Here is a 14,923-nt window from a genome sequence, read left to right on the forward strand (position 1 = left end):
GCCCGCGTCGATGACGCGGGCTTTTCGTCTGCGTGTGACGTTCAGCCGCCCGAGGGGTTCTCGACGGGCGTGCCGTCGTCGTCGGTCGTTTCGGCGTCGAGGGTCTGGTCGGTGTCGTCATCCGCGTCGGTCTCGCCCGTGTAGCGCTTGTCGCCCGTGTCGTCGGGTGCGCCACCCGAGGCCGTGTCGGCCTCTTCGTCGGAACCGGGGGTGCCCTGCGTGTTCGACGGATCGCTCATGTCGTCCTCCTCTGCTCGATGTTCGGTGGTGTGTCACGACCCTAGGTCCGCCTGTGGACGGGGGTCAGGGGGTTGACCGGTCCCGTTCGCGGTGCCAGGGTCGTCCGTCGTCTCCGGGGCCGTCCTTCGCGTCGCGTCCGTCGGGTCGCCCGTCGCGGTCGTCGTCGTTCTCCAGCCGGATGCGCCGGCCCTCCTCGACGTCCTTCCGTTCCTTCTCGGCGCGCTTGTCGCTCTGCCGCGTATCACGGGCGGGGAGCTGGATGTCTTGTTCGGCCGCTATCCCGCCCTGCAGCTGCCTGCCCCGCTCGAGTTCGGCGTCGAACTCCGCGCCGAACAGCAGCGCCAGATTGGCGATCCACAGCCAGAGCAGGAAGACGATCACTCCGGCCATCGACCCGTAGGTGCGCTCGTAGTTCGCGAAGGTCGTGACGTACAGCACGAAACCCAAGGTGGCGATCGCGAGCACGATGATCGCGACGACGGCTCCCACGCTGATCCAACGGAACCGGGGCTGTTTCGCATTCGGGGTCGCGTAGTAGAGCACCGCGACCAGGAAGACGACGACGAACAGCAGAAGCGGCCACTTGGCGATGCTCCACCCGATCTGCACCGCGTCACTCGCTCCGATGGCGGATCCCAGCGCCGACACGACATCTCCGGAGAGCACGAGCACGATGCCCACGATCGTGAGCGACACCACGGTGATGACGGTCACGAGCAGCTGCATCGGCCGCAGCTTCCAGAACGGCCGCCCCTCCTCGATCTCGTAGATGCGGTTCATCGCCCTGCTGAACGCCCCGACGTACCCTGAGGCCGACCACAGCGCGAGCACGATGCCGGAGATCAAGGCGAGCCCGGCGCCCGGCGCCCGGGAGATCTGCTCGATCGGTCCGCGCAGAGCGTCGACGGTCTCCTTCGGGGCGATGTCGCCGAGGATTCCCAGCACGGCGTCGGACGCCGCTCCGTCCTGACCGAAGACGCCGAGCAGAGAGAACACCGCGATCATCCCGGGGAAGATCGACAGCACCGCGTAGTAGGTGAGGGCCGCCGCGCTGTCCATGCACTGATCAGCGGAGAACTCGCGGATGCTCTTGACGAGCACATACTTCCAGGAGCGCTTCTGGAGATCCCCGGGGCTGTCCGGCTTGTCCTCACGTTCGGGGTCGGGCGCAGTGCGTGTTCCGCCCCGGTCGGTCCTGTCCTTCGCCATGATGCCTCCTCGACGTCCGCCCGCCGGACGGGCGTCCGTCGGGTCTTACGTCGTACGACCAGGAGGGGGCGCATCACACGGGGGTTGCGCGATCGCGCGAGATGTGGGCGCGTGCATGATCGGCTCGGCGGATGTCGTGAACGCGGCGGCGCAAGTACGATGTGGCGCGGACCCTTCGACGCTCCGGCGTCTTCTCCGCGACACACCCTCGACCGCGACGACGCGCACACGCGATGGCGCGAACGAAAGGCACCCCTGTGACCGTCTCCCGACGACCCCTGCACGACGGATGGACCGTATCCGCGGAGCGCGGCCCCGTGCCCCGCGAGATCGCCGAGGCCGGACCGATCCCCGCACAGGTTCCCGGCAGCATCCACACCGACCTGCTCGCCGCTGGCCTCATCCCCGACCCGTACCTCGACGAGAACGAGAAGACGCTGTCGTGGATCGGGCTGACCGACTGGACCTACCGCACCGTGTTCGACTGGAGCGAGTCGGATGCCGAGCGGCACGACCTCGTGCTCGCCGGTGTGGACACCGTCGCGTCGATCCGCCTGAACGGCGCCGAGATCGCGAGTGTCCAGAACATGCACCGTCCGCACCGCATCGACGTCACCTCGGCGCTTCGACCGGGCGGGAACGACCTGGAGGTGGCGTTCCGATCGCCGATCCGCGCCGCGGACGCCGCGAGCCTCGCGCTCGGGGCCCGGCCGCACGCCAATCACCACCCGTACAACTCGATCCGCAAGATGGCGTGCAGCTTCGGATGGGACTGGGGCATCGACACCGCGACCTCGGGCATCTGGCGTCCCGTCGCGGTCGAGAGCTGGTCGGGCGCGAGGCTCGTCGATGCGCTGATCGCCGGCGACCTCGTTGACGGCGTGCCGCGGGTGCGGGCCACGGCGTCCGTCGACGGAGTCGTCGAGGGTCTGCGCGCCCGACTCGTCGTCTCCGACGCCGCGTTCGAGGCCGAGTTCGAGGCCGAGGTGCGCGACGGTGCGGTGCTGATCGAGGGCGACGTGCCGTCGGCCGAGCTCTGGTGGCCGCGCGGCCACGGCGAACAGCCGCTGTACGAGGCGATGCTGGTTCTGCTGCGCGAGGGCGAGGCGATCGACGAGCATTCTCGGCGCATCGGCTTCCGCTCGGCCGAGGCACGGCTCGAGGAAGACGCGGATGGCGTCGGATTCGCCGTCGTCGTCAACGGCAGGGTAATCGAGATCCGCGGCGCGAACTGGATCCCCGACGACGCTTTCCCGCACCGGGTCGACCGGACGCGGTATACCGAGCGCCTGGCACAGGCGGAGTTCGCCGGACTCAACCTCATCCGGGTGTGGGGCGGCGGCATCTACGAGTCCGACGACTTCTACGCCGAGTGCGACGAGCGTGGATTGCTCACCTGGCAGGACTTCCTGTTCGCATGCGCGGCGTATTCGGAGGACGAGCCCCTGTGGTCGGAGGTCGAGCTCGAAGCCCGCGCCGCCGTCATCCGCCTCGCCTCGCATCCGTCGCTCGTGGTCCTCAACGGCAACAACGAGAACATCTGGGGTCGACAGGAGTGGCGCTGGGAGGGTCGGCTCGACGGCCGCACCTGGGGTGCCGGGTACTACTACGAGCTGTTGCCGGGAATCGTCGGCGAACTCGCCCCGCACGTGCCCTACACGCCGGGCAGTCCCTTCAGCCCGGACCGTGACGACCGGCAGAATGCCGCGGAGCGCGGCACCATGCACGTCTGGGACACCTGGAACCAGAAGGACTGGACGCACTACCGCGACCATCGTCCCCGGTTCGTCGCGGAGTTCGGGTGGCAGGGACCGCCGACGTGGAGCACGCTGACCAGGGCGATCGGCGACGACCCGCTCACCCCCGAGTCGCCGGGGATGATCGTCCACCAGAAGGCCATCACCGGCAACGACAAGCTCACCGACGGCCTGGTGCCGCACCTGCCGTTGCCGAACGACATGGATGACTGGCACTGGGCGATGTCGCTCAATCAGGCGGTGGCGGTGCGTACGGCGATCGAGTGGTGGCGGTCACTCGCCCCGTACAACACCGGCACGATCACGTGGCAGCTCAACGACTGCTGGCCGGTCACCTCCTGGGCCGCGGTCGACGGTGACGGCCATCGTAAGCCGCTGCTCTTCGCGATGCGTGCGGCGAACGCTGCGCGCCTGACGACGATCCAGCCTGGCGCCGAGGGACTGACCCTCACCGCCACGAACGACACCGACGAGGAGTGGCGGGCGGAGTTCGCGATCGCCCGACGCGCGTTCGACGGCGCGTTGCTCGCCGAGCAGACCTGGTCGGTCGTCGTCCCGGCTCGCGGTATCGAGCGGGTCTACCTCGACGCCGACGTCGCCACAGCGCAGGATGCCGCGGCCGAGGTGATCCGCGCCAGCGCCGGCGCGGCGACCGCGGAGTGGTTCTTCGCCGAGCCGCGCGACTCGTCGCTGCCCGCGGCGTCGACCGAGGTCTCCGCGGAGCGCACGGACGACGGCTGGACGGTCGACGTCACGGCGCGCACGCTCGTGCGCGACCTCACGCTGCTCGTCGACCGGATCGACCCCGCGGCCGAGACCGACGAGGCGCTCGTCACGCTGCTCCCCGGGGAGACGGCCCGATTCACGGTGCGCGGAGCAACCGATGCCGAGGTCGCGGCGTTCTCCGACCGGCTGGTCCTGCGGTCGACGAATGACCTGATCGAGCGAGAGGGCTGAGTTCCGCTCAGACCAGGGCGTCCTCGACGAGCAGAACACCGCTATCGATCGCGGTGAACGACAGCACTTTGTAGCCCTCGGACTCGAAGTAGATCGTCGCCCGATCCGCCTCGACACCCGTGACAGTGCCGACACCCCAGTCCCGGTGGCGGACGCCCTGGTCCACCGCGACGGGCGCACCGGCGATCGCAGCCTCGTCGAGGATCGCATCCGAGGCGTCACGCTGCTCGCAGCGGTCGCAGTTGTCGCACCAGGCCGGGCCGTCGACCCCGAAGTACTCGAGCAGCACCCGGCGTCGGCACTGCATGGTCTCGGCGTACGCCCGCATCATCGCGAGGCGGGAGTCGGCGATGCGCTCCCGCGACTCCAGCGTCTCCCGCACGGCCTTGGCCGCCCGGGCGGCGGTGACGGGGCGGACGAGGCGCACCCCGTCTGTGGTGTCGACGAGGCCCGCGTCGACCAGGTCGTTCACCAGACGGGTGACCGTGCGCGTGGGCTTGTCGACAGCATCCGCCAGCGCACGCAGGTGTGCACCGGGCTTCGCGACGATCGCGGCGCGCAACGCGCGGATGGCGGCGGTCTGCACCGTGCGCCTCGTGAAGAAGCGCCGCAGCCCGAGGTCCTCCGGCCGGTAGTGCAGGGCGGTGGTGGCGGGCTCTCCGTCGCGACCGGCGCGTCCGACCTCCTGGTAATACGCGTCCAGCGACTCGGTGACGGTCGCGTGCAGCACGAAGCGCACGTCGGCGCGATCGATGCCCATCCCGAACGCCGAGGTGGCGACGACGACGTCGAGGGTGCCGTCGCGCCAGCGGTCCTGCACGTCACGACGTTCGGCGGCCTTGAGTCCCGCGTGATACGCGGCGACGCGGCGGTCGTCGGAGGCGATCTCCTCGGCGTAGCTCTCGGCCTCCTTGCGGGTTGCGACGTACACGATGCCGGGCGCTGTCCATGTGCGCGCCTCTTGCACGACGGCGGCCCTCTTCTCGGCGTCGCTCTCGTGCCGGTGCACGACGAGTCGGATCTCCGGACGATCGACCCCGTGCACCTGCACGTCGACGTCGGTCATCGACAGCTTCTCGATGATCTCGGCCCGGACCGGCTCGGAGGCCGTCGCGGTCATCGCGAGCACCGGCGGGTCGCCGAGGTCGCGTCGCACATCGCCGAGCCGTGCGTAATCGGGGCGGAAGTCGTGCCCCCACGACGACACGCAGTGCGCCTCGTCGACGACCAACAGCGAGACGCCCGCCCCGGCGAGGCGCGCCACCGTCTCCTCCTTCGCCAGCTGCTCGGGGGCGAGCAGCACGTACACCGGTCCGCCCTGATCGATCAGTTCCCAGGCGCGGGCGGTGTCGGCGGTAGAAGTGGATCCGTTGAGCGCGACGGCGGGCGGGGCGGCCGGCGCCTCGCGGATCGAGGCGAGCTGGTCGGCCTGCAGCGCCACGAGCGGCGAGACGACGAGCACCACGCCACCGCGCCGAGCGCCCGCGACCTGATACACGGCGGACTTGCCGCCGCCGGTCGCGAGCACGAGCAGCGTGTCGCGCCCGGCGGCCGCAGAGGTGATGGCTTCGCGCTGTCCTGGCAGCAGCTCCTCCCATCCGAATCCGTCGCGGGCGATGTCGTCGACGGAAGCGGGAGACGTGCGGGAGGAGCTCATGTCAGCGACCGTATCCCCGTGTTCGGGAACGCGCCCGAGGGTTGACATCTAGAACGCGTAGCGGATGCGGCACGACGGCAGGTGCCGGGCGACGAGCCGGGTGAACGCGTCGACGTGCGCGCGCTTGAGGTCGGCGCGGTACCGCACGTTGACGGCGCCGTTCTGGGACACCTTGGTCTCCTGCGTCGCCGGAGTCCACAGCAGGTCCTCGGCCTTCGGATGCCAGCCGAGGTTGACCTCGTGCAGTCGTTCGTTGTGGGTGAGGAAGATGACCTCGGCGGCCAGCTGCCGTTTCGCCGCCGGGGACAGCACGTCGTCGAGATGGACGAGCAGCTCTGTCCACTCCTCGATCCAGGTGGGCGTGACGATGATCGGCGAGAAGTTCAGGTGCACCTCGTACCCGGCTTCGACGAAGTCGTTGATCGCCGCGATGCGCTCGGCGACCGGCGAGGTGCGGATGTCGGTGACCTTCGCGACGGAAGCCGGCATGAGCGAGAAGCGGATGCGGGTGCGCCCGAGCGGGTCCCAGTCGAGCAGATCGCGATTGACGTACTTCGTCGCGAACGAGGCCTTCGCCGTGGGGAGCATGCGGAACAGGTCGCAGACGTCGCGCACGTTCTCGCTGATCATCGCGTCGACCGAGCAGTCGCTGTTCTCGCCGATGTCGTAGACCCAGGCATCGGGGTCGCACTGATTGGGCTCGGTCTTGGGACCCTGCTTGCTGACGTGCCTGGCGAGGTGCTCGGTGATGCGGTCGATGTTGGTGAACACCGTGACCGGGTTGCTGTATCCCTTGCGCCGCGGCACGTAGCAGTAGGCGCAGGCCATGGCGCAGCCGTTGGCGAGCGAGGGGGCGATGAAGTCGGCCGAGCGGCCGTTGAGGCGTGTGGCGACGCTCTTCTTCTCCCCGAGCACGAGCGCCTCGGTCTTGATGCGCACCCAGCGGGCGACGTTGCGCTCGTCGCCGTGCACCTCGGGGATCTGCCAGTGGGAATCGACGGGCACGATCGTCGCGTCGGGCCAGCGGGCGATGATCGCCTGCCCGCGGGGCGAGCGCGCGGCGTCCGGCTCCGCGTAGATCCGCCTGATGTCGAGCAGGGGAGAGGGCGCGCGCATGCCTCCTGTCTACTCCCGGCCACCGACATCGCCTCGCGCGGATGTCCGGTGGCGCGGCATCCACGGCTCGGGCTGGCAGGGTGGAAGGGTGATGAGCGGATCCGACAGGCCAGAGGTGATCGTCGAGCACGTGACCTCGCGGTCAGCGACGACTCGTGTCACCCGGGTGCCGACGACCGCGGCGGCGGGTCGAGAGCCCTTCGTGCTGGTCGCGGGCATCGGCGTCGCGGCCAGTTACTTCGAGTTCCTCGCACCGACGCTCGCGCAGCGCGGTGACGTGTTCGCCCTCGACCTCGCGGGGTTCGCCGGCGTCGCGAAGCCCCGAGGCCGCACCCCGTCGATCGACTTCTTCGCCGACCAGGTCGAGGCCGTGCTCGACCACTACGAGCTCGCGGAGCCTGTGCTCATCGGGCACTCGATGGGGTCGCAGATCGTCACCCGGGTGCTCGCGCGCAGGCCGCATCTCCGGCACGCCGTGCTCGTGAGCCCGGTGGTCGACGAGCATGAGGCCACGGTGTTCCGTCAGGCCGTGCTGTTCCTGCAGTCCTCGCTGCGGGAATCGCTGCATCTGGCCATGATCGCCGTCTCCGCGTACATCCTCTGCGGACCGGTGTACTTCCTCCGTGTGCTCCCGCACATGCTGCGCTACCGCATCACGGATGCCGTCGGCGCACTCCCGACACGGATGCTGCTCATCCGCGGCGAACACGATGCGAGCTCTTCCCGACGGTTCCACTCGCGCCTGATCGCGGCCTGCCCGACGGCATCCCGCTGGGAGATCGAGGGTGCCGCGCACTCCATCATCAACGCGCACGCCGTCGGGGTCGCGAAGCTCACGATGCGGCACCTCGACGACGAGCTGCCGCGGCGGGGACGGATGTCGGACGAGGAGGCGCTGACACCGCCGCCGGTCCGCACGGATCTGGCGATGATCGTCGGCGCGGTCGCGGCGCGGGTTCGGGAGTGGGTGAGCGCGCTGCGCGGCGATGAAGTGGGTGTCGCGGATGCGAAGGAGGACCACGCGCAGATCCTCTGGCGCGCGTACCGGGCGGGCGCTCGGCACGCGCGGGACTGACGTCAGGCGGGCTCGGGAGTCCTGATGTCGGCGGCTTCGACGTGAGAACGCTGCGAGTGGTCGTGCAGTCCCGAGAGCCCCTCGCGCGTGGGCGACTGCACGGCTGCGACGGTCTGCGCCGTGCGAGCGGCGATCTCGTAGGGGGTGAGATCTGCGAAGTGGGAGAGAGTGTGGGCGACGGCGTACCGGTGCGCGATGCCGCACAGCCAGACGGCGATCGTGTCACGGGACGCGTCGTAGTCGGCGGCGTGCTGCCACGCGTGCAGGTAGGTCTCCTGCAGCACCTCCTCCGCCGCGGTTCTGTCTCGGACGACGCCGAGAACGAGGCCGAACACCTGTGCGGAGGTGAGGTCGTAGACCCGGGCGAGAGCGGCCTGACCGCCGGAGGCGGCCTCGGCCATCAGCCGGCGCTCCACACCCCGCGCGGCATCCTCACCGGAGGAGGAGAGCGGGGTGGGAGCGTCCATGACCTGATCGTCGCACGCGGCACGATGTCGCGCGCCTGCTTGAAACGGGCCGGGAAAGGTGATAGCGGTACCCGCGGTCAGCTCCGCCAGTATCCGTTCGCCGCCGCCACAGTCTGGAAGTTGGTCGCGACGACATGGGAGATGGTGATGAGCGCTCCGAAGTCCTCGGCGTACGCGGATCGGACGCGCTCGCGCACCTCGGCCGAGGGCTGGGTGAGCTTCACCGCGGTGCGGGACAGCTTCACCGCGAGGGCGTACCCGTCTTCGGGAGTCGGGGTGAGCAGTGACGGGAGCCAGGAATCGGTCATGGACGTGCCTTTCGATGGATGCCGCGGCGATCAGCTCGCGCGACGGAGGGGGATGGTGGGGAAGTCGGTCGGGACGTCGAGGGCGATGTTCACGTAGTTCGTGAAGAGGTTGAGCGCGACGTGGCCGATGGTCTCGACGATCTGCTCGTCGCTCCAGCCGTGATCACGGACGGTCTGGACGTCGGCCGACGAGAGCTGTCCGCGGTCGTTGACGAGCTTGAGCGCGAACGCGAGGAGCGCCGCCGTCTTCGGGTCGTCCGATTCGCCGTCCTGGGCAGCCGCGAGGGTTTCGCGCGTGAGTCCCGCCTTCTTGCCGAGCGCGGTGTGCGCGGCCAGGCAGTACTCGCACGAGTTGCGGTTGGCGACGGCCACAGCGATCAGCTCGCCGAGCGCCGGCCCGAGCGCGCCGCCGCCGAAGGCGCCGAACGAACCCCACATGCTGGCGAGCGCGGCGGGCGAGTTCGCGACCGCGCGGAACATGGCCGGCACGGTGCCGAAGGCGCCCGAGATCTGGTCGAGGTGCTCCTTCACGGTGCCGGTGGCGTCGGTGCGGTCGACGAGGGGGACGTTGGCCATGGTTCTTCTCCTTGATCGGGCCACCCCTGCCGGGTGGCTATGACTCCATCCTTCCAATCCAGAGTGGACGACGCGCACCATTGCGTCTTGACTAGTTGACCAAGAGTCCAGATACTGAGGCCATGCCCGCTGTCGATCGCCTCACGCCCCTCCTTGCGCGGTTCCGGGTGCACACCCGCCTGTTCCACACGGGGCCGCTGTGCGGGGTCACCGCGTTCCCCGCCGAGATCGGCCGTGGCTTCCTTCACGTCCTGCGGGAGGGGGAGATGGAGATGGAGGTCAGCCGGGGCGACGGCTCGTCGGAGCGGATCGCCGTGACCCAGCCGAGTCTGCTGTTCTTCCCCCGGCCCACCGAGCACGTCTTCGTGAACGCGCCGACCGAGGGATCCGACTTCGCGTGCGCCACGGTCGAGCTCGACGGCGGCGCACAGCATCCGCTCGTGCGGGCGCTGCCGTCGGTCGTGGTGCTGCCGCTCGATGAGATCGCGTCGCTGCGTCCTGCGCTCGACCTGTTGTTCGCGGAGGTCGACTCGTCTCGCTGCGGGCACCCGATCCTCATCGACCGACTGTTCGAGGTCGTGCTCATCCAGCTGCTGCGGTGGATGCTCGACAACCCAGAGCGGCTCGCGCTGCCTTCCGGCCTTCTCTCCGGACTCGCCGACGAGCGGCTGGCGCGCGCTCTCTCCGCCGTGCACGAGGCGCCGGGCGAGCCCTGGACGCTGCACTCCCTCGCCCGTGCGGCGACCATGTCGCGGAGCGCGTTCGCCGCCCGCTTCAAGGACGTCGTGGGCACCACCCCGGCCGACTACCTCACGGAGTGGCGGCTCACGATCGCGCAGGAGCAGCTGCGCGCCGGCACCCCGGTAGGCACGATCGCCACGGACCTCGGCTATGCCAGCGCCTCGGCGTTCTCCCGCGCCTTCTCCCAGCGACTCGGGTGCAGTCCGCGGGCGTGGCTCGCGCTCGCCGCCTGACGGGTGCAGGGGGCGGGGCGCCGGAACGCGGACGAACGCGCGGTCGCCGCCACGCGCGACGACGCCGAACGGCCGGGAGGCGTCTGTTACGCCTCCCGGCGTCGATCCGTGTCGCGCACCCGGAACCACATCGTGAGCTCCATGAGCGCCCGGCCGATCATGTCGTGGTCGCCCATCCTCAGATCGTCGAACGAATCGCGGTAGCCGTCCGCCGCTGCCGCGTCGAGACCGGAGAGCGATTCGTAGCCCATGGTCCAACGCGCGAAACGCCGCTCGTGCAGCGGCTCCTTCAGGAGGATGCGCACGTCGCGGTGTCGTCGATCCTGGACGATGCGCCCCATCAGGTGTTCGACCTCGTCGCGGTCGCCCTCGAGGATCTGCACGAACTCACCATCGCGGTGCAGGAGGAGTCCGGTGATGCCCACTGACCGATTGCCCGCCCTGCTGCCCTTCAGCAGCTCGCTGAGCTCTCCGTCGGTGAACGGCTGCGCCGCCGAACTGGTGTAGACGAGCGAGAGCATCGGGTGACCCTGGTCCATCCGGCCAGCGTAGCGATGCATGAGAAGGTGGAGGGGCTGACGGGAATCGAACCCGCGCTGTCTGCTTGGGAAGCAGAAGTTCTGCCATTGAACTACAGCCCCGTACCCGCATCCTGAGACCGGGTGATCGCAAGCCTACCCGGCAGAGGCGTCACGACCAAAGCGTCGGAGCGACACGGCAACTAGGCTGGTGCCGTGCTTCTCAGCGACCGCGACATCAAGGCAGAACTCGCATCGGGCCGCATCGGCCTGCAGCCGCACGAGCCGGAGATGATCCAGCCGTCGAGCGTCGATGTGCGCCTCGACCGCTATTTCCGGCTGTTCGACAACCACAAGTACCCGTTCATCGATCCGTCGGTCGATCAGCCCGAGCTCACGCGACTGATCGAGGTCGCCCCCGACGAGCCGTTCATCCTGCACCCGGGGGAGTTCGCTCTGGGGGCGACGTTCGAGCAGGTCACGCTGGCAGACGACGTGGCCGCCCGCCTCGAGGGCAAGTCGTCGCTCGGCCGCCTCGGCCTCATCACCCACTCGACGGCCGGCTTCATCGACCCGGGCTTCACCGGGCACGTGACGCTCGAGCTCGCGAACGTCGCCACGCTGCCGATCAAGCTGTGGCCGGGCATGAAGATCGGGCAGCTGTGCTTCTTCCGCCTGACCTCGCCTGCCGAGAACCCCTACGGGTCGGGTCCGTACGGGAACCGTTACCAGGGGCAGCGGGGGCCGACGGCATCCCGCTCGTTCCAGAATTTCCACCGCACGGACGTCGGAGTCACCGACGTCGGAGCCCTCGGAGGCTGACATGAGCGACGACAGCACACGCCCGCAGGACGACTCGGCGGATGCTGTCGCGCCACCGCCCGCGACGCCGGTTCCCGACGAGCTGCTCGCCGCGCCTCCGGCATCCGACACTCCTGTCCCGGAGGGACTGCTGACGCCGCCTCCGCCCGCAGAGATCGCACCCGCGGACGCCGTGATTCCTCCTCCTCCGGCGGATGCCGAGCTGCCGGCGACCCGCAGCGCTCGCCGCCGTCCGGCCGTGCTGGCTGACGACGCTCCGTCGGCGGTCGCCGACGACTGGGCCCGCCCGTCGGTGGCGCCGCAGGATCCGGATCCCGGGTCGTATCGCGGCCTCGCGGTCGCGGTCTTCGCGGTGCTCGTGCTGCTGCTGGCCGGCGCGGTCGCGGCGGCAGTGTATCTCGCGACCTCGGTCGGGCTGCCGTTCGCGGCGGATGCCGTCGCTGCGCCGATCTCTACGGCATCCGCGCTCCTGAGCTGACGGGGTCGGGCCGCCGCCCTCCTTCGTTCGGCGCGTTCGCGAGGCTCGTTCGGCGCGTTCGCGAGGCTCGTTCAGCGCGTTCGCGAGGCGAGCGCGTACGCGGGGACGGCGACGGCCACGACGACGACGTGCATCACCATGAGCGCGATCACCGCGCCGGTGGTCGTGCCGGGGATGAATCTCAGCGCGAGCAGCAGCACGTCGGGGATGAACGAGGCGACTGTCACCAGCGGGACGAGGATCGACAGCATTCGGCGTGGGTTCTTCGCGTGGCGACGCACGAGCGACCAGCCGACCCACCCGGCTGTGACCCCGAGCGCGGTGAAGAGTCCGAACGCGGGCGGTGTGAGCGGGCCGTAAGTGGCTGGAGCGCCCGTCGCGATCACGACGGCGGCGACGACGGCATTGAGTGCGATGGCGATGGCGACGGCGGTGGTGAGGATCAGTGCCGCGCGGGCGCGTGATCGGGTCGCGGCGGGCTGTGCAGATGCGGTGGTGACCATGACGACTCCCTTACTCGAGGAATACGGTACTGATCAGTACCGCTATATACGGTACTGCCCAGTCCCGGAATGTACAATGGGCACGTGGGAGCGGACGAGGCGGGCAGGGCGGTTGGTCGTCCGCGCGACCCCGGAGTCGAGGCGGCGATCCTCTCGGCGGTGCAGGACCTCCTCATCGAAGACGGCTACGACGGCACGACCATTGCGGCGGTGGCGGAGCGTGCCCGGTGCGGACGTTCGGCGATCTATCGGCGCTGGGAGAACAAGGCCGAGCTCGTCGTCGCTGCGGTCCGGGCACTGCAGATCACGACGGAGGCGCCCGATACCGGAACACTGCGCGGCGACCTGCTGGCCGCCGCGCTCCACTTCGCGAACGCCGACGAGCGGACCGCGACGGTGCTCGCCGGCATCCTCAGCGAGATGGGCCGCGACGTAGAGCTGCGCACCGTCGCCTATCGCGTGATCGGCGGGCCCCCCGTGGCGATGCTCACTGCCGTGATCGAGCGGTGGATGGAGCGCGGCGAGGTGCGAGCCGATGCGCCAGTGGCGCTCATCGCCGGGATCGTCCCGACCGCCGCATTCGGCAGCGTGAGCCTGCGCCGCCGCGCGCTCGAGCCGGAGGCGGTGGCGGAACTCATCGACCAGGTGGTGCTGCCGGCGCTGCGGTAGTCGTGGAATCGCTCAGCTCGGCGCCGGGACGGTTGCCAAGATGCCGAACGCCCCCTCCGGCGGGCCGGAGAGGGCGTTCGTGAAGGGCGGATGCCGTCAGGCATCGCGTCCGCGGGAGTAGCCGGCATCGAAACCGCGCTCGAAGGCGTGCTGTGCGAGGCGCGCGGCGCGGTGGCGACCGTGGCCGCGCTGGGGACCGAAGCCGTCGCCGTGGTGGGGCTCGAAGCCGTGCTCGTGCGAGCGCGCGCCGTGCGCGCAGCGGTCGTGGGCCGAGCGGTCGCGGGCCGTGCGATCGTGGGCCGTGCGGTCGTGGGCGGGGTGACCGCGGTGGCCGCAGTCGTGTCCCTGCTCGCGGTCGACACCGTGACGCGGATCGACGCCGAGACGCGGGTCGAAGCCGTCACGCGGGTCGAAGCCGTGCCGGCGCCCGGAGCCGCGGACGTGACCGAAGGCGCGGGCGCCGCCGAAGCGGTGGCCGCGTCCGTGCCGGTGGTGCCGTCCGCGTCGGCGCGGGAGCGGCGTCTCCTCGTCCCAGCCGAATGCGCGGGCGACGCTCTCGAGGGAGGCCATCGTCGTGGCGAGGTCGTCGGGTGAAACGGCGTCGGTGACCGTCGCGCGGATGCCGTCGACGAGGGCGCCGAGCCGTTCCTTGGCGGCGCGTCCCTCGTCGGTGAGCGCCCAGCCATCGCCGTCGGCGACGACCCAGCCGCGGTCGACGAGATCGTGCAGCTTGTGCGCCGTGAGCGGGCGGCGGGCGGGGGAGGTGCCGTCGACGACGTTCAGCAGCCGCCACTCGCGGCGCGTCGCATGCTCGCCGGCGAAAGCGGCCTCGAACTGCGCGGCCATCAGTCGGTCGACCGCCTTCAACCAGTAGCCGAAGGGGCGGTCAGGGGTCTGCTCGGTGTTCTGTGTATCGGTGGTGTTCATGGGAAGTCCTCCAATGTCAGTGTGCATGTGCTTGTCACAGTGCATGTATATGTAGTGTGACATGGACTGCGATTGCATGTCAAGTCGCATGTAAAATCGACCTGTGACGACTTCAAACGAAGACCCCACCGAGGCGATCGCCCGCGCACTCGCGCGGCTGCGTAGCAGGCGCCCCGGCGAGCGGGGTCGGGGTCCGGGTGGGCACGGTCCGCGCGGGTGGCACGGCGGGCCGCACCCCGACCACGTCGAGCACGCGCACCCGGGTTACCCGGGTCACCCGGGTCGTCCGGGGATGCCGCCCTGGATGGCCGATCCGTCGGGGCGATTCGGCGGAACCGCGCGGATGCGGATGCTGGAGGCGCTCGCCGCCGCATCCTCTCCCTTGAGTGTGAGTGATCTCGGTGCCGCGATCGGCGTCGATCAGCCCCGCGCGTCCCGCCTGGTCCAGCAGGGCGTCGCGCACGGGTGGGTGCGGCGCGAGGCGGACCCTGACGACGCCCGCCGGACGCGGATCGCACTGACCGACGAGGGTCGTGCGCTCGCGAAGGGGATGCGCGGCGAGCGACGGGAGATGCTGGGGAAGGCTCTGGCCGCGTTCACCGATGAGGAGCGGATGGAGCTGGCTCGGTTGCTGGGCAAGCTGGCGGACAACTGGGATGCGTAGGTACGC

The 14,923-nt window shown here is 70.0% G+C and carries 17 protein-coding genes and 1 tRNA gene; 7 read left to right on the forward strand and 11 right to left on the reverse strand.

Going from position 1 to position 14,923, the window contains the following annotated elements; translation table 11 throughout:
* Positions 1-41 precede the first annotated feature (41 nt).
* Complete coding sequence (locus tag M3195_RS04105; protein ID WP_251585272.1) at positions 42-239, reverse strand: hypothetical protein; 198 nt, start codon at positions 237-239, stop codon at positions 42-44.
* Positions 240-303: 64 nt separating this feature from the next.
* The gene (locus M3195_RS04110; RefSeq protein ID WP_251585273.1) at positions 304-1,449 is read right to left on the reverse strand and encodes a YihY/virulence factor BrkB family protein; all 1,146 of its coding nucleotides are present in this window, start codon (positions 1,447-1,449) and stop codon (positions 304-306) included.
* A gap of 257 nt (positions 1,450-1,706) precedes the next feature.
* Between M3195_RS04110 and M3195_RS04115 the strand changes: the two genes are divergently transcribed.
* On the forward strand, positions 1,707-4,163 hold the full coding sequence (locus M3195_RS04115) for a glycoside hydrolase family 2 protein (protein ID WP_308211567.1): 2,457 nt from the start codon (positions 1,707-1,709) through the stop codon (positions 4,161-4,163).
* Between the two features lie 7 nt (positions 4,164-4,170).
* Here the strand turns inward: M3195_RS04115 and M3195_RS04120 are convergent, their stop codons facing one another.
* Together M3195_RS04120 and M3195_RS04125 are read right to left on the reverse strand one after the other, a co-directional pair.
* Positions 4,171-5,820 (reverse strand): RecQ family ATP-dependent DNA helicase, encoded by a 1,650-nt coding sequence (locus M3195_RS04120; protein WP_251585275.1) that lies wholly within the window; start codon positions 5,818-5,820, stop codon positions 4,171-4,173.
* A gap of 48 nt (positions 5,821-5,868) precedes the next feature.
* Entirely contained in the window at positions 5,869-6,936 is a 1,068-nt protein-coding gene (locus tag M3195_RS04125; protein ID WP_251585276.1) for a spore photoproduct lyase family protein, read from the reverse strand.
* 91 nt (positions 6,937-7,027) lie between these two features.
* Here M3195_RS04125 and M3195_RS04130 point away from each other — a divergent pair, with 91 nt between their 5' ends.
* The gene (locus M3195_RS04130; RefSeq protein ID WP_251585277.1) at positions 7,028-8,011 is read left to right on the forward strand and encodes an alpha/beta fold hydrolase; all 984 of its coding nucleotides are present in this window, start codon (positions 7,028-7,030) and stop codon (positions 8,009-8,011) included.
* Between the two features lie 2 nt (positions 8,012-8,013).
* On the opposite strand, the gene M3195_RS04135 is transcribed toward M3195_RS04130, so the two are convergent.
* From M3195_RS04135 to M3195_RS04145, 3 genes are all read right to left on the reverse strand, one after another.
* Positions 8,014-8,478, reverse strand: coding sequence for a sigma factor (locus tag M3195_RS04135; RefSeq protein ID WP_251585278.1), 465 nt, complete (start codon positions 8,476-8,478; stop codon positions 8,014-8,016).
* A 77-nt stretch (positions 8,479-8,555) separates the two neighbouring features.
* Positions 8,556-8,786 (reverse strand): hexameric tyrosine-coordinated heme protein, encoded by a 231-nt coding sequence (locus M3195_RS04140; RefSeq protein WP_251585279.1) that lies wholly within the window; start codon positions 8,784-8,786, stop codon positions 8,556-8,558.
* 30 nt (positions 8,787-8,816) lie between these two features.
* On the reverse strand, positions 8,817-9,362 hold the full coding sequence (locus tag M3195_RS04145) for a carboxymuconolactone decarboxylase family protein (protein WP_251585280.1): 546 nt from the start codon (positions 9,360-9,362) through the stop codon (positions 8,817-8,819).
* A 122-nt stretch (positions 9,363-9,484) separates the two neighbouring features.
* On the opposite strand from M3195_RS04145, the gene M3195_RS04150 reads away from it, so the two are divergent.
* Complete coding sequence (locus tag M3195_RS04150) at positions 9,485-10,336, forward strand: AraC family transcriptional regulator (protein ID WP_251585281.1); 852 nt, start codon at positions 9,485-9,487, stop codon at positions 10,334-10,336.
* A gap of 86 nt (positions 10,337-10,422) precedes the next feature.
* Here M3195_RS04150 and M3195_RS04155 read toward each other — a convergent pair whose 3' ends face one another.
* Positions 10,423-10,875 carry a BLUF domain-containing protein gene (locus M3195_RS04155; RefSeq protein ID WP_251585282.1) on the reverse strand — a complete coding sequence of 151 codons (453 nt, stop codon included), beginning with the start codon at positions 10,873-10,875 and terminating at the stop codon, positions 10,423-10,425.
* Positions 10,876-10,903: 28 nt separating this feature from the next.
* A tRNA-Gly gene (locus tag M3195_RS04160) sits at positions 10,904-10,977 on the reverse strand.
* Between the two features lie 93 nt (positions 10,978-11,070).
* Between M3195_RS04160 and dcd the strand changes: the two genes are divergently transcribed.
* Positions 11,071-11,676 carry a dCTP deaminase gene (dcd, locus tag M3195_RS04165; protein ID WP_251585283.1) on the forward strand — a complete coding sequence of 202 codons (606 nt, stop codon included), beginning with the start codon at positions 11,071-11,073 and terminating at the stop codon, positions 11,674-11,676.
* Position 11,677: 1 nt separating this feature from the next.
* Positions 11,678-12,154, forward strand: coding sequence for a hypothetical protein (locus tag M3195_RS04170; protein WP_251585284.1), 477 nt, complete (start codon positions 11,678-11,680; stop codon positions 12,152-12,154).
* Between the two features lie 71 nt (positions 12,155-12,225).
* On the opposite strand, the gene M3195_RS04175 is transcribed toward M3195_RS04170, so the two are convergent.
* Complete coding sequence (locus M3195_RS04175) at positions 12,226-12,657, reverse strand: DUF6069 family protein (protein WP_251585285.1); 432 nt, start codon at positions 12,655-12,657, stop codon at positions 12,226-12,228.
* Positions 12,658-12,741: 84 nt separating this feature from the next.
* Between M3195_RS04175 and M3195_RS04180 the strand changes: the two genes are divergently transcribed.
* Positions 12,742-13,326 carry a TetR/AcrR family transcriptional regulator gene (locus M3195_RS04180; protein WP_251585286.1) on the forward strand — a complete coding sequence of 195 codons (585 nt, stop codon included), beginning with the start codon at positions 12,742-12,744 and terminating at the stop codon, positions 13,324-13,326.
* 96 nt (positions 13,327-13,422) lie between these two features.
* On the opposite strand, the gene M3195_RS04185 is transcribed toward M3195_RS04180, so the two are convergent.
* Positions 13,423-14,253: a hypothetical protein gene (locus tag M3195_RS04185; protein ID WP_251585287.1), complete on the reverse strand. Its 831-nt coding sequence runs from the start codon at positions 14,251-14,253 to the stop codon at positions 13,423-13,425.
* A 103-nt stretch (positions 14,254-14,356) separates the two neighbouring features.
* On the opposite strand from M3195_RS04185, the gene M3195_RS04190 reads away from it, so the two are divergent.
* A complete protein-coding gene (locus tag M3195_RS04190) occupies positions 14,357-14,917 on the forward strand; it encodes a MarR family winged helix-turn-helix transcriptional regulator (protein ID WP_251585288.1) in 561 nt (186 codons plus the stop codon).
* Positions 14,918-14,923: the final 6 nt, after the last annotated feature.

The organism is Microbacterium hydrocarbonoxydans (assembly GCF_023715885.1).
Taxonomy (GTDB): domain Bacteria; phylum Actinomycetota; class Actinomycetes; order Actinomycetales; family Microbacteriaceae; genus Microbacterium; species Microbacterium hydrocarbonoxydans_C.